We start from the raw sequence: 25,233 nt of genomic DNA, 5'->3' as shown, positions 1-25,233 counted from the left end.
GTACCAAACGATCCGGGGACTTCGACGAACCGCTTGCTCGTTCACTCTTTGGTGTATCGAGTTTTCAGTTCGACTGGCACACGAACCGGCGTTGTCGGAGCGCGTGGCACGCCTTGGGGGGTTCGGCTTTCGCTTGGTGGGTTTATTGAACCGTAGCGTTTCCTGTGTTTAGAGTGGTACCACGCTGCGGCAATATCGCCGCGCACTACGGTCAAGGAGAGAGAGAACCCCATGCTGTCCATATTAATCGCTATATCCGCCCTGGCCGGTCTGCCGGGCGAGCCCATGTTTCAAGCCGTCGGCGCGGAGCATGTGAAGGTGTACTACGAGAAAGGCATGTTCGGGGGGTGGCCGGCGAATTATGGGATGTGGAACTGGGACAACGAGCTCCTGGTGGGCTACAGTCGCGGGACCTATAAGGATCTCGGGCCGACGTCCCACCACATCGACCGGGAGAAACCGGAGGAGTTCTGGCTGGCGCGGAGTGTGGACGGCGGGAAGACGTGGACGCACGAGCATCCTGCTGAGCAGGGCCACTTGATCCCTCGGGGAAAGGCGCTTCATGGCACGGAGACGCCGGGGCTGGCGCTGCCGGAGATCATTGACCAGACGGAGCCGATGGATTTTTCCAACCCGGATTTCGCCCTGACGTTCCGCATGGACGACTACCACGGCGGCCTGTCGCGCTATGAGTATTCCTATGATCGCGGTAAGACCTGGACGGGACCCTTCGCTTTGCCGAATTTCGGCACGGTGGGCACCGCGGCGCGGACGGACTACATTATCAACGGCAAGCACGACATGTTCATCTTCATCACGGTGGCGAAGGCGAACAAGAAGGAGGGGCGCCCCATGGTGGCGCGGACGCAGGACGGCGGGGTGACGTGGGACTTCGTCTCGTGGATAGGCCCGGAGCCCGCGGGCTTTGCGATCATGCCCTCCACGCTGCGCTTGTCAGAAAATGAATTCCTGACGACGCTCCGTTGTCGCGAGGGAACCTTTCGCTGGATGGAGCAGTGGCGCAGCACCGACGGCGCGAAGACATGGGTGCAGGAAGCAAACCCGGTGGATTACCTGGGCGAGGGCAACCCGCCCATGCTGAATCAACTGCCCGACGGCCGCCTCTGCCTGACTTACGGCTTTCGGGCATACCCGTACAGCATCCGCGCGAAACTGAGCGACGACAAGGGCAAGACCTGGGGACCCACCATCTTGCTGCGCAGCGACGGCACCGACCGGGATATCGGCTATGTGCGCAGCATCGTGCGCCCCGATGGCAAGGTGGTGACGACCTACTACATCGACGAAGCGGAGACGGGACCCGAACGCTACATCGGCGCGACCATCTGGGACCCGAACAAGATCGAGGAAATTACCAGCGGCGATACCGAGCGACAGTTGGGATTTTAAGTTACTCGCGACGTCTTTCACCGGCGTGGTACAGGGAGCAGCGGGTCAATCCTTCTGCTCTGCCCACCAATCGCAAATCGCCTCCACCAGGTGCGCCACATCGTGCCGTGTGGGCTCGACCGCGATGCGGAATCCCGCGCCGTCCAAAGCCCGGCTGGTGACGGGGCCGATGGATGCGGCGGACGCGCTCTCGCGCAAGGTCGCGAGCTCTCCGGGCGTGAGAATTTCGCAGAGGTTTCGCACAGCCGCCGCGTTGGTGAAAACGAGCAGGTGGGGCTGGTAGGCCAGGAGTTCCTCTTTCAGCGCGCCGGATGTCGCGGGCAATCGCGTGTGATAGGCGACGGCCTCATCCACCACCGCACCCGCCTCGGCGAGGGCCTGTGCGAGGGAAGCGCGCCCTACATCGGCCCGGGGAACGAGCACGGACGCGCCCTTCAGATTGCCGGCCCGCATCATGGCGGTAACGATGGCTTCACTTGTGTAGTTTTCGGGCACGATATCGGCCTTCAGATAGCGCGCGGCCAGCGCGTCCATCGTGGACGCGCCCACGGCGCAGAGGCGGACCCCCGCCAGGGCGCGCGCGTCCTTTCCCTCATGGTCCAGGCTGGCGAAGAGCATGTCGGCGGCGTTGGCGCTGGTTAGTACGATCCAGTCGTGTCGCCCGGCGTCGAGCAGGACGCCCGGTGTCCTTTCCGGCTCCACTTCGAGGGTGGGAAAGGAGAAAACGCCCGCGCCCAGCGAGGCGAGCCGCTCTTCGAGGGGGCCCTTGCGCTGCTCCGCGTGCGTAACGGCGATGCGGAGGCCGAATAGGGGCCGGTTTTCGAACCAGGCGAGTTGATCGCGCAACGCGGCCACCGGGCCGACCACAATGATGGATGGCGCGCCAATACCCGCCGCGTTTACGGCCTCGGGCAGATCGAGGAGGGTGCCGGAGACGGTGCGTTGCCGCGCATAGGTCGCCCATTCGACGACCGCGCAGGGGGTGTCGTCCGGCCAGCCGTGCTGGACCAGCGCCGTGCAGATCTCGGGCAAGGCCGCGAGGCCCATGTAAAACACGAGGGTGCCCTGGGGGCTCAAGTGCTCAAAGTCGATGTCGAGCGTCTTGCTTTCGCCGGCGAAGTGACCGGTGATAAAGGTGACGCTGGTGGCCAGGCCGCGCTGGGTCACCGGGATGCCCGCATAGGCCGGGGCCGCGATGCCCGCCGTGACACCGGGAACGATCTCAAAGGAAATGCCCGCTTCCGCAAGCGCCAGCGCCTCTTCGCCGCCGCGACCGAAAACAAAGGGGTCGCCGCCTTTAAGCCGCACGACGGTCAGGCCGCGCCGGGCATACGCAATCAGCAGTTGCTGAATTTCCTCCTGGGGCAGGCTGTGGCGGTCGGACTGCTTCCCCACAAAGACGTGTTCAGCCCGGGGGGCGTGCCGCAGCAGTGCGGGGTTGACCAGGGCATCATAGACCACCACGCCCGCGGCCTGAAGGGAGCGCAGGCCGCGCAAAGTGAGGAGGCCGGGGTCGCCGGGGCCGGCGCCGACCAGATACACGATTCCAGTTGCCATAGATGGGAAATTCCGAGGGAGGCTGAGCTTTTTGCGGCGCTATCATAGCGCAGGCGCGGGAGGGGATTCGACAGGCGTCAAATTGTGTCGCTGCAATAGCTATGCTTCGTCGCCAATTCGTGTATACTTTTAAGGAAGCGAATTGCAGCTTGACATGATCGGAGCGAGGATTGTGGCGGAAAATCAGGCAGCGGCCGGGAGCACGCCGGCGGAGTTCTCCTATCTGCGGCCCCGGCGTTGGTCGTTTGCGGTCTACCTGGCGTTGACCATGGTGGGGCTTGCGGCGGTGACCTTGACGCTCTTGACGATCGTGAGCATGGGGCGGGCGCGGCACGAGCTTACGGGCCAGATCGGGCGCCAGCTTCAGGCGCAGGCGCAGAGCCTGAACAACCTGACGGCCTTTTTCCTCCTGGACAAGATCAGCGACCTGCGGGTGCTGGCCACTTCGGACGATATCATCGTGCCGGCGATGGCGAAGAGCGAATCGTACACCGGGACGGAAGAAGCGATTCAGGCGGAGATCGATGCGCTTGATCGCGCCTGGGTGGAGGCGCCCGGTATGACGCCTTTGATTCAGAAGACGATCACACCCGACCGGGAAAGCAATCTGGCCGCCTTTCAGTTGGCCCGCTTCCTGAAATCCTTTGACGAGCACACCGAATTGCTTCTGACGGATCGCCGGGGCGCGACCATCGCCGCCACGGGCCGACTTACGGACTACTACCAGGCGGACGAAGACTGGTGGAAGTCGGCCTGGAACGACGGCAAGGGCCACGTCTACATGTCGCCGCCCCGCTACGATGAAAGCGCGGGCATCACGGCCATGCTGATCGCCGTGCCCGTGTTTAACGGCGGGAAAGAGCCCACCGGTATAATACGCTCCACATTGAATGTGACCGACGTGCTGAGCGTCATTTCGAGCGTGAAGATCGGTACGACGGGTTATGCCTACCTGACCGACGATGCCGGGGATATCTTCGGCGGTCCGGGCGTCAGCAGCGAGTCGGAGTCGGGGGTCAGTGACATCCTCAGCACCGGCCTTTCCGCCCCCTCGGGCGTCAATGTGGATTCCGAAGCTATCATCGCCCATGCCCGCCTCGCGCGCGAGAATTTCGATTTTGGCGCCCTGAGCGCCCTCGACGGCGCCGTCGCCGAAGCCGTTACCGGCCTGGGGTTGATCACCATCGTGCGACAGGAACGGGCAGAAGCCCTGTCCACGGTCAGCGCCATCGCCGCCTCCGGCCGCACCGCCCTGGGCATCGCCGTGGTCGCTTCCATAGGCATCGCCCTTCTGGCGGCGCGCGTCGTCACCACACCGCTCAAGCGCCTGAGCGCCGCCGCCGAAGCCATGGGTCAGGGACACCTCGACACCCCTCTGCCGCGGCCCTATGGCGGGGAGATCTGTGATCTTACCGAGAACTTCGCCATCATGGCGGAACGGTTACAGAAGCTCATTGCCTCGGTGGAGGCCCGTTCCCGAGAGATTAGCGAGACCAACGCATCGCTCACGCGCGAAGTCCGGGACCGGATCCGCGCGGAGCAGGAGTTGCGGCACTACCGCGACCAGTTGGAGGAGCGCATCGACGAGCGTACACGTGAGTTGGAAGAGGCCCAGGCCGAATTGATGCGGCAGGAGAAGCTCTCCACGCTGGGCCAGCTTACCGAGAAGATCGCCCAGGAAATTCGGAGCCCGCTGGGCACGGTGGCCGCCTCGTTGTACGTGCTGCGGACATCATTGCGGGGAAAGACCGATGAGCGCATCGAGGGGGTACTGAGCCGGGCGGACCGAAGCATCAAACGATGTGATCGCATTGTGAATGAACTCTTCACCTTTTCCGATCGCCAGGCTCCCGTGCTGCAACCAACACCGCTTGATTCCTGGATGGGGAGCCTCCTGGAGAAGTTCGAGTTCCCTGCGTCGGTTCGGGTGGTCGCGCTGTTGCGGTCGGAACTCGTGATCCTTGTGGATCGCGAGCGCATGCGCCAGGCCGTGGATTGCGTACTGCTCAACGCGGTTCAGGCCATTGAGGAAACTCAGACCGATGGCGGAACCATCACCGTGGAGACCCGCCGTTCGAAGGCGCGGGCCGAGATTAGCATTTCCGATACCGGTCCGGGGATTACAACGGAAGTGCTCTCTCAGATTCTGGAGCCCCTCTTCAGCACGAAACCCATGGGGATCGGTCTGGGGCTCCCGCTGGCCAACGCCATCCTGGAAGAGCACTGGGGCGGTATCGAATTCCTGAGTGCCGAGGGGGGCGGCGCGCGGATCCTGCTCTGGCTTCCCGTTCCCGCCTGATGGCGGGGGTGGGAGACGGCGGGTCGCGAACTTTGTGGTTGCGATTCCTCCCCCCGACAGCGGATGATGTGGGCGCGGTTTCACCTTTCCACGGGGTCCGGCGCGCATGACGTACCGCGCGCGACCCACCACCTGATTCAACGGGCGGAGTCTCCGCCGCTCCGCCGCGGGAAGTATCATGATCAGACTTGCAGTACCCCTTGCCCTTCTTCTGCTATGCCCTTTCGCGACCTTCGCAGGCCCCCCCACCCCCGAAATGCCTCCCCGGTGGACGCCAGTCTTGCTTCCGGGCCAGGAGGGCGTCGTTTTCACCATGTACAGTTGCCCCCCAGACCTCGCCGGGCTGAAGGAGCTGGTGGATGTCATGAAGGCCGAGGGCCTCGGCAACGGATTCGATCCGGGCCCGCCCGCCTATGCCGCCGCGGCGGACGCCTTCGACTACATTGCCGCGCAGGGCTGGCCCGTCATCGCCTATCCGGCCGCACCGGACATGCAGGTGATAGACGGGCTCAACGTGCTTAAGGACGAGGATGAAGCCGTATTTAAGCGCTTTGACGCACACGGCGAATTCATGGGAATCCAGTTGGGCGAGTGGGGCTACTACTTCCACAACCTGTCGATGAACGAAGGCTACTGGCGGGGCCTCTACGGCGCGGACTTCGACGCGCACAAACACCGCATGAAGCCTCAAGGCCTCTTCGGCTACGATGCGAAGCCCGGGAGCAAGCGCGAGGCCCACGACATCATCCGGAACTATTTCCTCACGCGGAATCGGGCGATGCGCGGACGCAACATCAGCGTTACCGGCCACTCGCACTATGAAGCCTACGTGGCCGACTGGGGCGCGCGGCTCATCGGTCTGGAGGTCGGCGAGAACATCGCCTTTGCCCAGTCCAAGTTCGCGTTTGCGCGGGGCGCCTCCCGCCAGTCGGGTATTCCCTGGTCGGCCCAGGTGAGCCCCTGGATGTTTGGGGCCGTAACGATGGCGGGTCCCCTGCGCCTGGAGGGTAAAGACGCGCGCGGCCTGGACGCGGGCCACTCGCTGAGCTTTTACACGCGGATGTGGCTGTATGGCTGGTTCGCGGGCGCGGCCATGGTGACGCCGGAGAACAGCCTCGCCATCTTCTTTGAGCCCGGCGAACCGCGCTGGCGTTTGACAAGCCACGGTGTGCGGGCACGGGAGACCTTTGCATTCATGCGCGCCCACGATCGGGGCACACCCTTCACGCCCATCGCTATTGTGCTCGATGAATTCTCGGGTTACAACGGTTTCATGGGCAAGCCCTGGGGAATCCTCGAGCCAACCGAGGGCGATGGTGAGATTCGCGACCTGCTGGAGCACCAGCTCTTCCCCGGCTCCAACCATTGGCACTTCCCCACAGACAAGGCGAACCCGGAGGCGTCTTTCCTCCGCCCGACACCCTACGGGGAACTTTTCGATGTGCTCCTGTCCACCGCCGACGCGGAAGCGCTTGCAGACTATCCGGTCATCCTTCTCGCGGGTGACCACGAGTTCGACGGGCTTTTCGTGAAGTCGCTCTACGACGCGGTGCGCGCGGGCGGTACACTGCTGCTGCATCCGCGCCACGCGGCGGCCCTGGGCGCGGATCTGGCCAGGCTCCAGGGCACCGGAACGGTGGAAATACTGGAGCCCTGGACCAACCCCGACACGGGCAAGTCCGCCGCCGTTGCCAACGAACGCCTGGCGGGGCTCGTGACCGCGCACAGCCCGATCGCCGTCGAAGGGGACGCCATCCAGTACCAGATTAACCGCAATGGCGCGGGATGGGTCATCGAGTTGATAAACAACGACGGGGTGATCAAGACCAAGGACCAGCCCGCCATCGTGGAGCCGGAAAAGGTCGCCGGGGTGCGGTTGCAGCCGAAGTTCCCTTTTGTAAAGGCCCGGCGGTGGACCCTTGGCGAATCCGTGGAGATCGATCCGGCGCTGGACGTGATCGTGCCGCCGGGTGAGGCGGTGTTTGTGGAGTTTGTGACCGAACCCTGAGCGCGCAGGCCATCGGACGGATCGGACGGATCGGACTGATCGGACTGATCTGATCCGTCTGAGCCGACGGCCGGAGCGGGATTACCCGCCGCTCCGGCCGCCGTCCCGTCAGCCGATACCCACGACGTAGGGCAGGATGTTGTGGGCCTGGGTGCCCATCACGTTCGGGTAATTGCTCTCGGGCTGAAGCCACTTCACCGGGTACTCTGCGCCGTACTTCACGAAGCTCACGTGGCCATCGAGATAGAGCACGTTCGAGCCACCGGGGAGGTGGTTGAAGTTCAAGGTGCTGGGCGGATTGATCCGGCCCACGCGCACGGCGCCCTGGCTACCGGTACTCCAGGCGTCGAAGAGCACCGTGATGTCACTCTGGGCCAGGGCACTGGCGCCGGCATTGTTTACGTCCGTGATCAGGAAACGCTCCACCCCCTCGCGCAGACGAAGATAGGTGCTGGGCAACGGGGAACCGTCGTCATCCAGGAAGTAGGTGTCGAAGCGCACTTCTCCCGAGAAGCCCTGGGTGGGGCGGGAAGCGCCCGCACCGCGATTCGGTATGTTGATATCCGCGTTGCGGTGGCCCGGATACGTGAAGTGACGCACCATGGGCCACTCCGCCGGGGCGCAACGATCATAGAGCGCCGCATTGTTGATCAGCGTGCGGTCCGTCTCATTTGGACGACCGGCCCACACGCCATAGTAGAACCATGCACCGTTGATGTGGAGCACGTCCAGCAATTGGGAAACCGTCCGTGTTGCATGGGGCACGTAGGCGTAGGTGTTGGATTTGGAGAGAAAAGCCCATTGAATCTGCTTGCTCTCGAAGTCGCCACCATAGCCCGCGGCCGCCTGACAATCGGTGATCTGCCGGAATTGCTCGTTGATATCCGTCTTATATCCGGAGGGCTGCGCGGCGCGCGAGGCCGATGGGCAGATTTTAATGTTCAGGTCGGTCAAGTAGTTCGGATAAAGGTCCTGTCCGCGAAAGCCTGCTGCGATATGCACGGTGTCGTAGGTATCCGCCCCGGCGGGATACGTCTCGCCTTTGGACTCGTTGGCGTACATCTTGAAGATCACGCCAAACTGTTTCAGATTGTTCTGGCAGCTTGCGCGGCGGGCGGCTTCGCGGGCTCGGGCCAGAGCCGGAAGGAGGATGGCGGCAAGGATGCCGATGATGGCAATCACGACGAGCAGTTCGATCAGCGTGAAGCCTCTTCTGTTGGTTCTTTTCATTTCAGGTCTCCTGATTCCTGGAGGCCTCCGGCGTTCCGGTCGGTTGATTCCTTATGGGTTCTTGCTGTTGAGGGATGGCCACCGAGTGTACGGCAGGCGTGAGTAGACTTGCTGAAGAGAGCAGGGGACGTGCCAGTTTGGTGGCCAGATACAAGGGTGCCTGCGAAAGTCCGTCAACTGATTGAAACCAATGCGCTTACGCCGTCGCCACGCGCAATGGCCTGATCGGCGCAACATGATACAAAGTGCCCCGGCTCGCAAATGTGACGGTTGCCGAGTAAATCTGATGGGCCTCATGGGAGAGGAGTCGTTATCATAATACCGATGCGACCCCTTGGCCCCACGAGGCCCATCACCGCTTTAGTCAATCAACACCACGGCATTGGCCAGCTCATCGCGATCTTGAGCGTCGCGGGGGAGTGGGGCGGCGAGTTTATCGCCGAGCGCTCCGATGCATTCCGTGAGTCCCCGCGCCGGGGTGCTGCCCAGTTGCTTCGTGAGGGCGGCGCAAAGGCGCGCAACTTCGCCTTCGGGCAAGGCCTTGGTCGCGTTTTCATCCGCCAGGATGCACACGGTGCGCTCGAAGAGCGAAACATAGATCAGCACACCCGTGCCGCCGCCGGTGTGGTGGATACGCTGGTCGAAGAAGACCTCCCGGGCCCGCCGCTGTACCTCGGCGGCCAGCTCCTTGCGGCTGGTCATGAGGCGGCGCAGGACGGGAATGCGTGCGCAGATGAATGCGCCCAGGATGAAACCGCCGATGAGCGCGGTGAGCCAGCCCGCGTAGTTGAGGGGGAAGGCGGCGCCCCAGTCGCCGGGCTCGACGGGCTTTACGGGCCAGGCGAGCCACAGCGCCACCATGAGCACGATGCCGAGCCACAGGCCCGCCAGGTCCTCCGCGCGGTCGTAGCGGCCCGAAACCGTGGCGATAACCGGCACAATTTCCACGGACGTCTTCTTCTCGGCGGCGGCAACGGCCTGGCCGACATTTTCCAGCTCTTCTTTTGTCAAAAACTCACTTGCAGTGACCATCATGTGCTCCTTGTTACCACGATCCCGTTGCGCCGCCGCCACCACCGAATCCGCCGCCAAAACTTCCACCCGAGAACCCGCCGCCGCCACCACCGAAGAGTCCGCCCCCTCTACTTCCGTAGTGGCGACGCGAGGAACTCCCCAGCACGAAAAGAATGACGCCCAGCACGCCAAAGACCACGGTCCACAGGGCCCAGGCCCAGCCACTGGTGCCGCTGCGAATCATGGAGACGGCGGTGAAGATAGCGAGAAACACCGTCACACCCACGGCAGGCCAGTACCAGTCGGGCCGCACCGGGGGGGACAGTTTGAGGTCTCGATTCACCAGGCTAAGATTGGAGCCGTGCGCGGAGGATGGCCCTTGCGCGCTGTTTCCCGAGCTGCCCGCCGGCGTCCCGCCGCCTGCGATCTCGGCGGGTACGGGAATGCTCCGGCACATCTTGTCGAGCTCCCGCACGCCCGCGAGGATGCCTTCGGAATACTTGCCCTTTTTGAAGTTGGGGATGATCTGGTTGTCCATGATCTTCCGGCAAATCGGGTCATAGGCGCCCGCCCAGTCGTTGCCAAGCTCAATGCGCGCCTTGCGGTCGTCTTTCGACACAAGGAGGAGCACGCCCCGGTTCCAGGGCTGGCCTTCGATGGTCTCATAGCCGATGCCCCACTGGTCGAAGAGCACCCGGGCAAAGGTTTCGATGCGCCACCCCGCGCCGCCATGTTGGGCCATGGAGTCGATCGTCACCACGATGATCGGAATCGCCTGCTCCGTGAGGAGCTTCTCGCCGATGGCGCGGATGGCCATCACATCGTCCGGTTGCACCATCCGTGCGAGATCCTGCACGAAGGCGCGTTCTCCCGGCGGGTCGATGGTGAGATTCTGTGCGATTGACATGCCGGGTATCAGCCAGAGAATGGAAGTGGCCAGGCAAATCCAAGGTCGCCGCATTTTCAGGTTCACTGTGTGCTTCTCCTTTCTTCAGGGAATTCGTGTGTTCCCCGGGTTACCAGGATCCCGTTGCTCCGCCGCCGCCGCCGTGGCTGATACCACTGGATCCACCGCCGTGATGGTGTCCCCCGGAACTGACTCCACCATGGTGATGTCCGCCGGTCGAATGGCCAACCGTATGGCGAGATTCCAAATAGCCTCCGCCGTGAAAATGGTGATGATGATGGTGGCGATTGGAAAAATATCCTGAGCCACCCGGATAGCCGGACCCGCCCATCCCACCGCCGATTGCCTTCACGATCATCAGTATGACCACGAAGAAGATCGCGCAGCCGAACGCTATTGGCTGACGGGATGTCGGTCGTTCGTAGTAGACCTGTTGAGTTGGATAGGGAATCGTGCGAATCGGCGTGGGGGTGTTCGAGGGCACGTGAATCTGCGTGGCCTGAGAAGGGGGCGTGGTCGTGGTGCTGGCGGGGACCGGCGTCGCATTGTCTGTCGACTCCTCCGTTGCGGCAGCCCCGGTTGCCTCTGCGGCTTGGGAATCGTCGGTCGGCGCCGCGGGCATTTCTCCGCGCACCATTCTTACCAGGGCTTCAACCCCCGCAACGGCGCCCCGAGAAGAATTGCCCTGCTTGAATTGGGGCACGATCACGGCATTCATGATTCCAACGCAGCGAGCGATGTAATCCGGCGGCCACGTGCCCCCCAGTTCGATTCGGGCCTTCCGGTCGCCTTTGGAAATCAAAAGCAACACGCCGCGTCGCCAGTCGTCCGAGGCATTGAACGCGGGGTCGTTGCCCCACTGCTCATAAAGGCAGCGCGCAAACGTCTCTATATGCATGTCGTCAGCACCGTAACGGGCCATCGATTCGATAGTCACCACCGCGAAGGGCACCGTATGCTCCAACCGCAGCGCCGCGCACCATTCGTTGATTACTGCTTCATCGTCTGCCGTAATGAGATCCGCCAGGTCCCGAATATGGGTGCCGACTTCGGGAGGCACGATGTCGAACGTGGTCGCCCGCGCAACGGAAGGTATCGTCCACAGGACGTTGAGCAGCGTGCATACCACGCTCAGTTTGAGTAGTTGTGCTTTCAATCGAGTCAACTCCCAGGTACGGTTCTGCCGAAATGAACGAAGTTCGCGTACTACCACGAGCCGGTGGCGCCGCCTCCGTCGCTGAAACCCCCTCCGTCGCTGAAACCTCCCCCGCCACTATCGAATCCGGCGTTTCCAGAATCTGGAGTAGCGCCCCCCATATCGAAATCAGGGGGCGCGCCAGTATCACTGTTCACCGGGCCAGTCTCCGTTGAAGGGGGTACTAATCCACTGGCCGACGATGGTTGCTCCATCATCTGGGTAGCGAGCATCCCCACACCCAGCGGCGTGAAGCCGTCATACCCGGAATGGTCGCTGCCCATTTTTGTTGCCGCGTGCAGATTCGCTGCACTTTCTATCCTCCGTGAACGCGGCGTAACGGATACCGAACGCCCGTTTGCGCGGCGGCGCGCGTTCAATACAAGCAGCATGATCAGCGCGCCAAAGACGATGAAGCAACCGCCCAATGGCAGGAGAACGAAGATAAACGCGGTGATTGACATGTACAGAGGCTCCCTTCCCGATGTCCGTTCCATTCAATCAGCTTATCCCGAAGTGGACCGGCACGACAACTACAGCGCGGTGGCCCAACTTATTCACGGCCCCTCGGAGTGTACGCTCGGTCTACGTCAGGAACGTGAGAAAGCGGAAATGGCGCCACCAAAGACGCAGGACGAAGAAAAGCAGCAGAACGAGATGGAGCGGAATCGGTTCTTCCGTCGAGGGTGGACCCTCGGTCTCCACCACCAGTACGGGCCGATTTACCTGCGCCTCGGAGGAAAAGAACTTCTTTACGCGCTGAATAATGCCTTCTTCGGGCGTAATGATAATCCACCCGAAGTTGGACGCGGGGTTGTTGACCCAGGCCTGGACGTCGGCGGTGAGGCCGGGACTTTCCCAGGTCACCGTGGCGCCCTGCTGTCCCGCGTTGGCGGTGGCGCTGGCCGTGGCCTCAAAATCGCCACCGGGTGTAGACCATGATTCCTGGGTGAGGAAGGCGTCGTTCCAAGTGGCGTCGCCGGTCGCCGCCGTTGCGCCCAGGCCGCCGGGGTCGTTCGGAATGACCGCCTCGCCTTCGCCCCAGCTTCGCAGCACGCGGTGCAGGCCATACACGATGTCCCCGAAGTTGCCGCCGCTCCGCTCCACCACCATCTCCAGGCGCGCCGACGTGACCACCGCATCGGCGGGAATCGAGGATAGATCGGCCGAAATCAGGGCCCGGCGCAGGAAACTGGTGCGGATGGTGCCGGAGAAGATACCGTCAATGCCCCCACCCGCATTGGTGGGCAAGTCCTGGAACAGGGTCGTGTCCCGAAAGCCGGCATAGCCATCGGCCCCCTGTTCGAATCGATAGGTTTCCGCCGGCGCGGCTGAGGTGAACAGAAGCAGGAGCGCCGCCACTCGAAAGGGGAGCTTCTGGAGGCTCGAAGTCGAATACAAAAGCAAGTGCATGAATTCCCTGTGACGGACTGGGGCCCTTCGGTGGGGCGAAATACCCGCGCTTAGAAAGTTACCTTCCATTGTACCTCGCCCCCGGCCAATGCGCGAATGGTCAACTCCAGCACGCTATCGGTTTGCTTCTGTCCGACGATTTCAGCCGTGGATGAGCACTGCCCCACGGTGTAAGGCTCCGGGACCAGGATGGACAGGGTGCAGGGCTGTCCGGGCACGGCAGCAAAGGTGCCCGTCAGGGTGCGGGTCTCGTGCGCCCAGTCGAGGGCCGTATGATCGGAGGCGCCCTGGGTGTAGTGGCGGCTGCTGGCCACCAACATAGGCCGCCGTTCATAACGACGGAGTCCCAGCAACCGGACGCTTTCCGGGGGAACCTCGACCCGAAGGGTCTTCTCAATCAAGCCGAGATATTGGCCCGCCCAGAAGTCGTAGACGGTATAGAGGTTGTCGTTGTTGAGGCCGAGATCCGTCAGGGGCGTGTTCAACTCCACCCCCGCGCCGGGCTCCCAGTTGAAGAGGGCGGCAATCGCCCACTCGCCGACCTTCGTGCGTAGAGGAAGGGACCAGCGTTGCGGCGGGCCTTCCTGAAAAAGGTCCAGCGGGTGACCGGCATGGGCCGGAGCAGGCAAGAGGCACGCGAGAACGCGTTGCCGGAGGGGGCTCAGTTGCGTCCAGGGCAACGTGGGGCGCAGGGGCTTTCCTTGAATCGCAGCGAGGGTGCAGGCGGCGATAAACTGCGTGTCGTTGAATTGGGTGGTGTCCTGGGCGAGTTCCCGCTTTCCAGGGGCCAGCAGGGGATTACCCACGCTGGGGAGGTAGTAACTTCGCGAATCGAGGGCCCAATCTTTCAAGGTGAAGGGTCCCTGTGCCACAGGGTGGGTATAGACGACTTTTGGCAGATCCATAGTTGATGCATGAATGGTCTGTAAGACGGTGAGCGGATGAGGAGCGGGTATATCAAAGGTCCCGATGCCGGGCGTCGGAATAAGCGCTATAGTGTCCGCCCCAGTTGTTTTTAGTTTGTTTAGGGTGGTTTCTATTGTTGAAGTGTCGGTAATGTGCTGCTCCATGCCAAGCGAAACGCTCAAGTCGGCGGCATGGGCCGCAATAGTGACCGCCGAAAGGCCTTGAGGAAAGCGACTGGGGTCCGCATCCGCACTTCCCGGCGAGACCGACCAGTGGCTTCCAAGGTTAAGGTTGGTCCAGCCGAGTGGGATCATCGGTCGCGCCGCCGTCACCTGGTCGAGCAGGGATGCGGCGTTGGACTCGATGGCCGAGACTGGCAACCATCCGTGGAGTTGAGCCCGGCTGGGAAAGGGCTCGAGGGCCTGGGAAGCGCGAACGAAAGTTTCGAGGCTGCGGGTTGGGTTTTCCTGGCCCATTGAAAAGAAGAGGGTTTCCGCGTTGAGTCGCCCACCAGGTTCGACGACAACCGGCGACGAAAAGACACAAACCGATAAAAATACATCAAAAGACAGATCGCCCATTGGCGCACTATGGCCCAGTTCAATCTTGCCCAGACTCAAGCGATGGGTCAGAAATCCCGCCACAAGCGTCCGTCCAGACGCGGGCGACCAGGCGGCGATGTGTCCCCGACTTTCCCCGGCCTCGTGCCCGATCCGCACGAAGGGTTGGCCTGCGGAAGGGGCCTTCAGGATAAGCACTTGGCTTAGTTTTCCACCTGGATAAATGCCGCCTTTTTCTTTTCTCCCGACGCCGAGCGGGGAAAGTCCAGCAACGGCGACCGGCTTCTTTGAGTTATTTGTGTAGGTAAGGTCAAAGGTCAGGAAGTTTTCCGAGGGGTAGGTGGCGATGCGCCATTCGCATTCCGCGGAGGCATAGTGAAAGCCGTTGCCCTTGCCGATGGGATTGTCAACGCTGTAGCGATTGGTGTTCCGGTAGTCGATTTTCAGGGGTACCTCTTCGCCGCCTTCCAGAATCAACGAGGGAAAAGCATTGTCCAGGAGGGGCTGTCCCTCCGGGGTCAGGAGATCAATCTGGCTGTTCTTCTGGATGACGAGTTCGTACGGGCCCGCCTTGATCGTACGCCGGGCTCGTTCGGGGCGATAGAGCTGAGCGCTCGCGACGTTGACCAGGAGCAGGGTGGCGGCGATGGCCAGGAGCAGGGGACGGGGTCCGCGCAGCGTCTGGTTATTCATCGGAAAGGTGTTCATCCGGGCCTCCGGGGTAGGGTGGTTTGAGGGGGTGTCCATAGTACCTTGGGAGGTGCGGCGGCGGCAATTCGCCATCGGCGCCTTCGGAGCCCTTCCTGGATGGAAACCGCCGGTTGATGGTCCCGGTCAAAGCTGTGCAAGTCGCCTGTTTCGTGCTTCCGGACCGGGAACTTTTTCGGTTGCGGCGGCATGGTATTGTAAAAAAAAGCCCCCTCTGCTATAATCGCCCTGCGGTATGGGCAACCACTAAGTTCGCGTATGCGGGGCGTTTGCGAGGTCTCACGGGCAGGTCACACCTGCCGTCCGCTGAGATTGCAGTAACTCTTGTAGTCCGAGTTTCATTGGAACTTGTGCATCTTTTTTTTGCAGTGGTCTGAGTCCGTCTCCTCGAGGTGGTCAGCCCTGCCAGCTTAGGAGCGTTGAAATGTCACGAAAAATTTACCGGTACACCTTGACGGAGAAGCAGCAGGCGCGTTGGGAGATGGAGGATATGCAGGGCTGGCGTGATTCGATGGTGGGGGTGGTGGAGGATGATGCCCGGGAAGAGGGCAGCACAAAGTATGTGTTGTACGACCGTTCCGAGCAGATACTGGCCAAGGGCGAGGTGAAGAAGCTTCCCGAGCCCGAGGTGGTGGGACCCTGAGGTCTCGTTAACCCCGAAGATGACGGGCGCCTGATCGAAGATGATCGGGCGCCCGTTTTGTATGGAGCGTATTCGCTACTTGCCGCCCGCCAGGATCTCGTTGATGAGCGACTGGAGGTCGACCGCGTCGATGTAACCGTTAAGGTTGTAGTCGGCTCTGGGCGTATAAGCGCTACGACCGAGGCCCAGGTTGATCAACTGCTGGCCGTCGGCGGCATCCACTTCGCCGTCCTCATCCAAGTCGCCCACCTGGCTCGTGGGCGTATCGAGATAATGCCGCGGATCGCTCCCGGCCGCCTCCTCGGTGGCATTGTCGAAGCCGTCGTTGTCTATATCCAGATCCAACGCATCCACAAACCCGTCGCCATCCACATCCGCGGCCTCATCCACATCAGGCGTGCCGCTGCCGTCGCGATCGGCATCCTCGGCGTCGGCGGTACCATCGCCGTCATCGTCGCCATCAAGATAGCTTGGTATGCCGTCCTCATCGGGGTCCTGAGCCTGGAAGCCATCATCCCAGCCGTCGCCCAGGACGTCCAGATCATTCCCGTTGTCGATTCCATCTTCATCCATATCGAGGTCGTCGGCATTGGGCGTGCCATCGCCATCGGAATCGACGAATGGATAATTGGCCTCGCCGGTGAGTACACCATCCGTCAGTGCCAGCGCACCGATGGACGTGATATCGGGTACGGTGGGGAAGAGGGGCGTCTGTCGGCTGCCCGCGGTAAATCGTGATGCCGCGAGGAGCGTTGGGCGTAGGTAATCGTCATAGTCCACCACAGCGAGCAGCAAGGGCTGGAGCGGTACGGTAATATCGAAGGCGCCATTGCCCATCACAATTTCGCCCGAGTATACCCGGCCACGGGAATCGAGGAGCAGCAGGGTCTTGCCCCAGAAGGGCTCGGGGACGGTACCCCGCACCTGGGTGGTGAGTCCCTGGGGCAGCGCGGGCATACGGTTTGCAAAGGCGAAGGGGTCGGACCAGATTCGGGCAACACCATTTTCGCTGTTCGGGTCGAGGGTGGTACCGAGGAATACCGGACCCAGGGGACCATCGTTGATGGCCGGATCGCCGTCGTCTGTGTCGGGTATGGGGAAATTGGGCTGGCCCCATGCGCCCGCAAAGGGGAGCCATCGGGGCGTATCGGCTTCGTGGAGACGACCCAGGGGGGAAAGGTTTAGGGGTATTTGCAAGCCGTAGTCGGTGCCTTCCAAGCCCTCGGGGAGGAGCCAGTGGCCCATGCCGTCGTGGAGCTCGCTACCGGCCTCGTAGCGCGTGGCGCCGGGTTCGAAATACAGGGAGTTGCCGCCCTGGCCCACATAGAGTACGGGGCGTGCGCCCTCCGTGACTTCCACATCCGCCCAGTCGCGTCCTTCACCGCCGGGCACGGTCTCGTCGAGGTTCGCGAGCTGCCATTGTTGAGTCGTGGCGGCGCGGTAAGGGACCTGATCCTCATCAAGCAGGATCTGGAAGACTTCCCAGTCCCCCTCGTGACGGTGCCCGCCTTGCTGATCGAGGCCCCACACGTCGGCGAAGAAGTGCAGGTAGTACTGGATGGAAATGTGATCCGGATCCGCGCCTGCTTCGGAGGACCGGTCTCCCAGCGTAGTTACGGTGTAATAGAGCCGGGGCTCGGGTAGCGATTCCGCCGGCGGATAGGCGTCGAAGAGGGCCTCCGTGTTCGTTCCGGGAAGATCGATGAAAGCCTCGCGGTGGGTCGATTGGCCCAGATCGAAGTCGCGGGGCTGGGCGACGAGGGTCATGGTGTTGCCCAGATCCAGCGTGGCCGTGCCCAGTGAGACCTCGACGGGCATGGGGCTGAAGATGGCGTCACGGTGGAGTCGCAGCACGGGGGCGTAAGTCTGGGCCAGCGTTTCAGCCGAAACCGATGTTGTCTCCCGCAGGGTCTCGAGCAAATCGGCCACGAGCACGCTGGTTCTTTCGCTGCTCACGCCGTCGCCGCTCAATCGGAATGCGAACGGGGCATAGGCCGTTGCGGGGGTGAGTTCCGCGGCCGGAGTGATCGCATAGACGATGGTGTGTGCGCCGACGGCATAGGCGTGGGCTTCGCCATCGACTTCGGAAGTCACGGTCCATCCGTCCGGTGCGCCGCCTTCCGCGTTTGCCGTCAGGGCGTAATCGCCCGCCTCGGCGATGTAAAACGAGACGGACAATTCGCCCGTCTGTCCGGGAGTCCAGGCGCCATAGCTTACACGATAGATGCCTGAGTCGGGATGACTTGATTCGTCGGAGCCGTCGCTGCCGAGGAACCATTCCACGTCGTCGGTGGCGCCATCGCCGTCGGAATCCGTATTCAGCGGGCTGGTCTCGCCGTCGCCGATGGTCCCATCGCTGTCGCGATCTTCCTGGCCATCGAAGAGGCCGTCCCCATCCGAATCTGGATTGGTGGGGTCGGTGCCGAGGGTAAATTCGGCCAGATTGTTGAGCCCATCGCGATCGGGATCACCCGCCGGGCCGTCATCGCCCTCGGCGCTGGCCGGATCAAGGCCATACTCCAGTTCCCAGTCATTCGGAAGGCCGTCTTCATCCACATCATCCGAGCCGCCTGCGACGCGGAGGGCGCGAAGCTGGCGCGGGATTGTTTCGGGGTCCTCCCAGATCAGGAGGAACTCGTTGGCGGCGGCATTGGCGCTGGCGGCAACGCTGTTGACTGTCGCTGGGCCATCGGGCAGGGGAACGATTTCGCCCAGGGCCCGGCCGTTGCCCGCGGCGGTCCGATACACGGCCACAGGATCGCCTGCGGCCGGATCGCGGCTCCAGAGAAGAATGGCCTGTTTCGAGTTGCCATTGTAACCCAGCGCGACGGGTGTTTCGGACTGCTGTACTCCGTCGAAAGGGGCGGGGGAAGATGCCGTGCCGGCGGCGTCTACCGCCACGGTATTCAGCGTGGACGGCTCTTCCGCCCATGCCACGATCCAGCGATTCAGCCCGGTGGACGCTGCCACGGCGATATTGGCAGCGCTGGGTGCGTCCTCGTCAATCACGATGACCTCACCGAGCACCGCACCCGTATTCCCCGCGAGTCGTGCCGCGCGCACCTGGGTGCTCGTCGTGTCGTCGACCGGGATGTCCTCACGCCAGGCGATGAGATATTCGTTTACGTCTTCGAGCCACGCGATGGCGGGAACACTCTGGGGATCGTTGCTGGGCGCGGCGAATCCGCTGGAAAGGACGCCCCGGGAGGCGGCGTTCACGCGGATCAGGCCGGCGAAGGCATCGTTTTCCACTTCCTGGCCAAAGGCGATGGCAACTTCGTTGGCGGCGATGTTGTAGACCGCCTGTGGCATGGTCTTGCTGCCGGGGCTCGCGGAGAAGCCAAAGACATTGCCGGGACTCCGCGAATCCAGATTGTAGGCCTTGGCCTGGAGAAGCGCCGAGGTGCTTCCTGTGGCGTATTGCTCCCAGATGACCCAGGACTCGCCCTCTTCAGAAACCGCAACCACGGTGGGGTTGGTTGCTATGCCAAAGGCCGTCAGGGAAACTTGGGCGGGCTGGGTAAGGGGAACGAGGTTCTCGTCGAAGAGGGCGGCATGGATCTGCTGGTCTTCCACCCAGGCGATGGTCCAGATGCTCGTGCTTTCATCAAAGGCGGCGGCTGGGCGCGACTGGGCGACGTTGGACTCGGCGACATAGAAGGGCACGTCGATATCGCGCTCTGGGACAACATTCGCCGTGACGGTGAGCGCCTTCTGCTTGGGGCCGGCGCCGCCGGGGCGGAAAATGACCGTCCCGATATAGGGAGAGTTTTCGGCGAGGAGAGACTCGGGGTTTACTTCGATCGTGACGTCGGTGGCGGCGCCGCCGAGACGGGGGGTGACGGTGATCCAGGGGTACTCCGTCGCGGCGGTCCAGGCGAAGACATTGGCATCGGGACTGGAAAGTCGAACCGTGCCCGAAGCCTTGGCGCCTCCTTCCTCCACGGTGAAGTTGAGGGCTTCGGGATTGAGGGCGAGATCGACCTGGGTAGCGTTGACCGTGACCGAGAGGGTCAGGGGTGGCACGTCGCGCATTTCGAGGGCATCGATATTGATCAAGGCTTCGTAGGGCGTCGGGGAAGCCTCCAGTGCGGGGATGTCTATTTCGAGACTGATGGTCTCGTCGCCAATCCCGGAATCCGGGTCGAAGCTGATCCAGTCCGCGGCGGAGGAAACCTCCCACTCGAAGAAGGGGAAGTCATCAGAATCCAGCGTGAGGGTCACATTGGTAATGGCCGACGCGCCCTCGTCGACGATGATATTGTTGCGGCTGAGGGTCGCATCCACCACGTTGTCCGCCGTGTTCGGACGTTCATCGGCATTGTCGAGGAGACCGTCGTTGTCGCTGTCGGCGTCATCCGGATCGGTATCGAGTTCACCTTCTTCATCATCGGTCAGGCCGTCGCCGTCGCTGTCGAGGGCGTTGCCCGCGCCGCCGGCCGTGCGCACCCAGATTTCCAGAAAGGGATTGGATCCGCCGATGGTGGTGATGACCGCAAGGTCGCCTCCGGCGCCGAGGGTGCCCTGGAATGCGTTGCTGCCCACCAAAGTGAAGGTGCCGCTGGCGTTCAGGTCGATCTGGCCGCCGTAGTCCTGCCCGCCGAGTTCGCCAATAAAGATTCCGTTGCCCCCGGCGATCACGGTGCCCACGTCGGAGGCGGGGGTGGCGCTGCCATTGGCGCGGATCCGGTGAACGCGATACGTGCCGCGAAAATCATCGGTGGTGGCGCCGTCGTTGGCGGGGAAACGGCGCACATAGAGGGCCAGCCCGGTGTAGCCGCCGTTGATCTCCCCGTCGTCCCCGGCGGCAACGTCGGCCGTATTCACGATCAGCGCTCCGCTGTCGACAATTGCCGCATTGCCGCTGTCCTGCCCCATCAGGGCGACCCGGCCGTCGGAGGTTACGTTGTAGTTAAAAATGCGCGCCGTTTCGGATTCCCGGACGACGAGCACCTGGCCAGAGCCATCCGCAGTGGCCCCGCCGAAACTCGTTCGGTAGGCGTCGTTGCTTGTGCGAAGGAGCGCGTGATAACTGTAATGGCTCTCAAATACGTCGTCGTCCAGACCCGAGGACTGCTTCACGGAGATCTGGAGACTGGCGTAGCCATCGCGCACCTGCGCGTCGGCGTTGGGAGCGGCCTCATAGGTGAATACGGCCAGATCGCCACCGAGGCCTACGGTGCCATTGAAGCCGCTGTTGAAAGATGTGGTGAAAAGGCGGAAGGTGGCGTCGGTCTTAATTTCGAAGTCCAGCGACGTGGAACTCGGGTACGTGGAAAGGCGGCTCATGACGCCATTGGCCGTAAACACGCGAAAGCCCCGTCCGAGGTGCTGGGAGTCGTCGTTGATCTCAAAGAGGTCGTGGGCAAAGTAGGAACCACTCAGGGCATTTTCGCTGGTCGCCTGCTTCGGCTGGGCCGGAACCGACACCGCGCCGAGAAGAACAACGAGAACGGCAATGGCAAGCGGCCTGGAATAGAGTGAGAATCGCATTATAGTCACTTCCAAGATGGTCTGAGTGCCCGGTAATAGCGTGATCCCGCAGTTTCGCGGAAACATCCCTCTACCATACCATGGGAAGGGGAAAATGCAACATGCCTCTCGCACTTGCCGTTGACCCGGAACGTCACTTTCGCAGCGAATGTGGCACAGCCGTCTCGGCGGTGTTTGGTTGCGTGGCAACCAAGTTTTTTATCCTCTACGGGAGTCACGTCGCGTCACCGGTAGAAGATGAAAGTCGATGCAGATTCCAACCCCCCCTACCCCCCCGCAAGCGGGGGGGACCAAGAGGTTCACTTTGACATGAAGGGTTTCCCCCGCTTGCGGGGGGCCAGGGGGGTATGCGCCCTGATGGCAACGAACAACCTGCACTTCCATCCGTGCCACCACGTGGCGCCGCTGTCCCTGAGCGTCGTATACTCCAGACAGGCAAAGGAGCAGCACCATGTTCACCAAGGCAATTTCCATTCTGGCGTCGGTTATTGCGGCACAGGCCATGGCCGAGTTTCCCGAGTTCAAGGAGCACGTCATCAACGCGGAGGCGGGCACGGGGCTCGCCATCACCGTGGCGGACGTGAACAAGGACGGCAAGCCTGATATTGTGGGGGTAAGTGCCGATGATGTGGCGTGGTACGAGAATCCCACCTGGGAGCGGCACCTCATCGCGGGCACGATTCGCAACTCGAATGTATGCATCGCCGCGGAAGATTTGGACGGCGATGGCATCCCGGAGTTCGCCCTGGGCGCGGACTGGCAGCCAAACAACACGACCTCGGGCGGCGCACTGTTTCTGTTAAGTCACGGAGAAGACGTGAAGCAGCCGTGGAAAGTGACGACGCTGGTGGAGGAAGAGCCGACCTTGCACCGGATTCAATGGGCGGATCTGGATGGGGATGGCAAGAAGGAGTTGGTCGTTGCGCCGCTCAAAGGCACGAATTCCGCGGGACCGGATTTCATGGATGTGGGGGTGACTTTGCGCGTATTGTATCCGGGAGACTCGCCGCTCGAGACGCCGTGGCGCTCTCGAATCTTGAATACCAATTTGCATGTGCTTCACAACCTGTGGCCTTGGCCCAGCACCGAGCACGCGGGACAGATACTGCTTATGGTTTCGATGGAAGGAATCTCACGTCTTGTCTTGGGGAAACATGACTACCAGATCGCGAGAGTTTCCGGATCCAATACGGTCGAAGGCGCGGGAGAAATCAAGTCAGTCATTTCGAAATCGAGCGGTCCCTCGGGTACGCAAGTTCAGCTCATGGCTACCATTGAACCGTGGCATGGTCACCAGGCCGTGGTATACAGCCCCGCCACGGAGCATGGCGAGTTTCAGCGATTTCTCCTCGATGATCAACTCAAAGCCGGGCACGCCCTATGGTTTGACGACTTCGACCACGATGGGGAGAGCGAACTTCTGGTCGGCTTTCGCGAGAAGGCCGGTCCGAAGGAATTACCCGGATTGAATATCTACGATCTCCACATCGATGCGGAGAACAAAGTCACCGCCGAGAAGTACATCATCGACGACGGCGGCATGGCCACGGAAGATGCCCGCGCTCACGACATGAACAGCGACGGCTGGCCGGACATTGTGGCCTTCGGCCGGGCGACGCACAACATAAAATACTATGAGAACGTTGGAAAACCGTAAAGTGTCCCCGGGTGCCATCCTCCTGCGGCGGATGGCACCCGACGTCTCATTCGCAATGCCGGGTTCACTTTTCTTATGCTGGTACCGTTCGGGGTGAAACATAGAAGGGTGGGAGAAATGAGTACGCTTGAAAATGAATTCCTGCGCGTAACGGTCAAGCCTGAGGGGGCGGAGCTGACCAGCATCTTTGACAAGGCGAACAATCTGGAGCGCCTGTGGCAGGCGGATCCAGCGGTATGGAACCGGCACGCGCCGGTTCTGTTTCCCTTCGTGGGGCGACTGCTGGACAACACGTACCAGTATCGCGGCCGGTCGTACTCGCTGCCGCAACATGGCTTTGCGCGGGATTGCACCTTCCGGCTCAAGCGCGAGACCTCCACATCGGTTTCGTATGAATTGGCGGACTCGCCCGAGACGCGGGCGAACTACCCCTTTGCCTTCAAACTTCAATTGGACTATTCCCTGCGGGGCAACCGGGTGCGGGTGGCCCATACGGTGACGAATCCCGGCGCGGAGACGCTTTATTTCTCTATCGGCGGTCACCCGGCCTTCTGCTGTCCGCTGCTGGAAGGGGAGTCGTTCAGCGATTACTACATCGAGTTTGAAAAGAAGGAGACCTGTGCCCGCTGGTACGCCAATGAGAATGGTCACATCGCGCGGTCGGAAGAGAATTATCTGATGGACACGGCGGTGGTGCCGTACACGCTGGATCGCTTCAGCGAGGACGCGCTCATCTTCAAGAAGCTCGCTTCCAGCGAGGTTTCCATACGGAGTTTCAAGAACAAGCACGCGGTTACGCTGGATTTCGACGGGTGGCCGTACCTGGGTATCTGGAGCAAACCCGGGGGCGCGCCCTTCATGTGCCTGGAACCCTGGTTTGGGATTGCGGACCATGTGGGGCACAATGGCGAATTGACGCGGAAAGAAGGTATCATGCGCCTTGAGTCCGGGCTGAATTTCTGTTGCGAGTATGGTCTGGCTTTTACGTGAGTGCAGTGGGATTAACCGGACAATGAGGCCGACAGGGCCGCTCCGTCCATTTATTAACCTTATGGGAGATTTACAATGACGAAGAAGAAATTGGGCTTTGGCGTGATGGCGGCGGGCGCCGCGCTGTTGGCGGCCGGGCCGGTGATGGCCCACCCGGGCGGGCACCACACCCACCTCTGGAGCACGGGCAATGAGTCGGTCAAGGTGGCGGAGGCGGTCCCTGCCACGCCGCTTCCGAGCGATCTGACCAAGGTGTCGGGCCAGGGCGATCTGCAGTTCAAGTTACTCCACACGTCGGCCTCGCTCCCTGCGAAGGCGCTGGACGGGCTTAACGCCGCCCACGGCGGTTTCGCCGTGGACCGGCGCGAGGGCAAGGGCGAAATCTACTTTGCGCTGCCCCAGGTCGGCATCATCCGCATCGCCAATGATCTGAACACCATCGAAATCCTTCCGACGGACGCCGAGATGGCCACGAAGAACATGCACAATTCCAAGTTCTGGGTTGGCGACAATGGTCAGGCCTACCTCACCTTTCCCGGAACCGATTCCGCCCGGGTGTGGACCACGACGGATCAGGGTGCGCTGGTGAATATTCTGGAGGCCCCGACGGCGGATACGCCCTTTGACGACGCGACCGTTTCCGCGTACTTTGACGTGGCGGAGAACAAGTTCGTGCCGACCGACGTGGAAGTGCTGGACAATCGCTTCTATGTGGCCACCGGCTATTCGAAGCTCGACTACGTGCTTACGGCCGATGTGAAGTCCAAGGATGAATTCAGCAGCGCCTGGAATCCCTTCGCTTTTGGCGGTAAGGGCGATGGCCCCGGCCAGTTTGGCACGGGCCACGGTATCACGGTCGCACCCGATGGCAAGACCATCACCGTGGCGGACCGCCCCAACAGCGAAATCGAATCCTTCACAAATAAAGGCAAGCACCTGGGTGCGCTGCCCCTGCCCAAGGGTTCGCTGCCCTGCGATATCGACTACCAGAGCGGCCTGACCATCGTGGGTTGTCTGGAAGGGCCGGACAAGGCGAAGGGCGCGCCGATCTACATCGTGAAGGATGGCGCCGTTATCTCGACCATCACGATCAAAGATGATTTGGGCCTGGAGAAGTTTGTCCACATTCACAATGCGGTCATGGTGGAAAAAGAGGACAAGTTCTACATCATCGCGCAGGCGTGGAATCCGGGCGACTTCGCGATCCTGGAGCAGGTGAAATAATCCACTGAAATTTCGAGGC

The 25,233-nt window shown here is 61.9% G+C and carries 16 protein-coding genes and 1 pseudogene; 7 read left to right on the top strand and 10 right to left on the bottom strand.

Annotated features, from left to right (window positions below):
• The first annotated feature begins 231 nt into the window (after positions 1–231).
• Entirely contained in the window at positions 232–1,410 is a 1,179-nt protein-coding gene (locus JNK74_11730) for an exo-alpha-sialidase (protein MBL7646849.1), read from the top strand.
• Positions 1,411–1,455: 45 nt separating this feature from the next.
• Here the strand turns inward: JNK74_11730 and cobA are convergent, their stop codons facing one another.
• Positions 1,456–2,967, bottom strand: a complete 1,512-nt coding sequence (gene cobA, locus JNK74_11725; GenBank protein MBL7646848.1) for a uroporphyrinogen-III C-methyltransferase — start codon at positions 2,965–2,967, stop codon at positions 1,456–1,458.
• A gap of 142 nt (positions 2,968–3,109) precedes the next feature.
• On the opposite strand from cobA, the gene JNK74_11720 reads away from it, so the two are divergent.
• Together JNK74_11720 and JNK74_11715 are read left to right on the top strand one after the other, a co-directional pair.
• Positions 3,110–5,266, top strand: coding sequence for a HAMP domain-containing protein (locus JNK74_11720; GenBank protein MBL7646847.1), 2,157 nt, complete (start codon positions 3,110–3,112; stop codon positions 5,264–5,266).
• A gap of 313 nt (positions 5,267–5,579) precedes the next feature.
• On the top strand, positions 5,580–7,274 hold the full coding sequence (locus tag JNK74_11715; protein ID MBL7646846.1) for a hypothetical protein: 1,695 nt from the start codon (positions 5,580–5,582) through the stop codon (positions 7,272–7,274).
• A gap of 108 nt (positions 7,275–7,382) precedes the next feature.
• Here the strand turns inward: JNK74_11715 and JNK74_11710 are convergent, their stop codons facing one another.
• The 8 genes and pseudogenes from JNK74_11710 to JNK74_11675 all read right to left on the bottom strand — a co-directional run bounded on the left by JNK74_11710 (position 7,383) and on the right by JNK74_11675 (position 15,207).
• Positions 7,383–7,877 (bottom strand): hypothetical protein, encoded by a 495-nt coding sequence (locus tag JNK74_11710; GenBank protein ID MBL7646845.1) that lies wholly within the window; start codon positions 7,875–7,877, stop codon positions 7,383–7,385.
• Positions 7,878–8,195: 318 nt separating this feature from the next.
• A pseudogene (locus tag JNK74_11705) lies at positions 8,196–8,504 on the bottom strand (type II secretion system protein).
• Between the two features lie 360 nt (positions 8,505–8,864).
• Positions 8,865–9,539, bottom strand: a complete 675-nt coding sequence (locus JNK74_11700; GenBank protein ID MBL7646844.1) for a hypothetical protein — start codon at positions 9,537–9,539, stop codon at positions 8,865–8,867.
• A gap of 10 nt (positions 9,540–9,549) precedes the next feature.
• Positions 9,550–10,491, bottom strand: a complete 942-nt coding sequence (locus tag JNK74_11695; GenBank protein MBL7646843.1) for a TPM domain-containing protein — start codon at positions 10,489–10,491, stop codon at positions 9,550–9,552.
• A 43-nt stretch (positions 10,492–10,534) separates the two neighbouring features.
• On the bottom strand, positions 10,535–11,581 hold the full coding sequence (locus JNK74_11690; protein ID MBL7646842.1) for a TPM domain-containing protein: 1,047 nt from the start codon (positions 11,579–11,581) through the stop codon (positions 10,535–10,537).
• Between the two features lie 50 nt (positions 11,582–11,631).
• Entirely contained in the window at positions 11,632–12,084 is a 453-nt protein-coding gene (locus JNK74_11685; GenBank protein MBL7646841.1) for a hypothetical protein, read from the bottom strand.
• A gap of 121 nt (positions 12,085–12,205) precedes the next feature.
• A complete protein-coding gene (locus JNK74_11680) occupies positions 12,206–13,033 on the bottom strand; it encodes a DNRLRE domain-containing protein (protein MBL7646840.1) in 828 nt (275 codons plus the stop codon).
• A gap of 50 nt (positions 13,034–13,083) precedes the next feature.
• The gene (locus tag JNK74_11675; GenBank protein ID MBL7646839.1) at positions 13,084–15,207 is read right to left on the bottom strand and encodes a hypothetical protein; all 2,124 of its coding nucleotides are present in this window, start codon (positions 15,205–15,207) and stop codon (positions 13,084–13,086) included.
• A 424-nt stretch (positions 15,208–15,631) separates the two neighbouring features.
• Between JNK74_11675 and JNK74_11670 the strand changes: the two genes are divergently transcribed.
• Positions 15,632–15,850, top strand: a complete 219-nt coding sequence (locus tag JNK74_11670) for a hypothetical protein (GenBank protein MBL7646838.1) — start codon at positions 15,632–15,634, stop codon at positions 15,848–15,850.
• Positions 15,851–15,925: 75 nt separating this feature from the next.
• Here JNK74_11670 and JNK74_11665 read toward each other — a convergent pair whose 3' ends face one another.
• Positions 15,926–21,343: a hypothetical protein gene (locus tag JNK74_11665; protein MBL7646837.1), complete on the bottom strand. Its 5,418-nt coding sequence runs from the start codon at positions 21,341–21,343 to the stop codon at positions 15,926–15,928.
• A gap of 451 nt (positions 21,344–21,794) precedes the next feature.
• On the opposite strand from JNK74_11665, the gene JNK74_11660 reads away from it, so the two are divergent.
• The 3 genes from JNK74_11660 (at position 21,795) to JNK74_11650 (ending at position 25,214) form a co-directional block, all read left to right on the top strand.
• Entirely contained in the window at positions 21,795–23,000 is a 1,206-nt protein-coding gene (locus JNK74_11660) for a VCBS repeat-containing protein (protein ID MBL7646836.1), read from the top strand.
• Positions 23,001–23,117: 117 nt separating this feature from the next.
• The gene (locus tag JNK74_11655) at positions 23,118–23,990 is read left to right on the top strand and encodes an aldose 1-epimerase family protein (GenBank protein MBL7646835.1); all 873 of its coding nucleotides are present in this window, start codon (positions 23,118–23,120) and stop codon (positions 23,988–23,990) included.
• Between the two features lie 75 nt (positions 23,991–24,065).
• Positions 24,066–25,214 (top strand): hypothetical protein, encoded by a 1,149-nt coding sequence (locus JNK74_11650; protein MBL7646834.1) that lies wholly within the window; start codon positions 24,066–24,068, stop codon positions 25,212–25,214.
• Positions 25,215–25,233 lie beyond the last annotated feature (19 nt).

The sequence above is a fragment of the Candidatus Hydrogenedentota bacterium genome (assembly GCA_016791475.1).
GTDB lineage: Bacteria > Hydrogenedentota > Hydrogenedentia > Hydrogenedentales > JAEUWI01 > JAEUWI01.
This window is presented reverse-complemented; position numbering and strand designations above follow the sequence as displayed.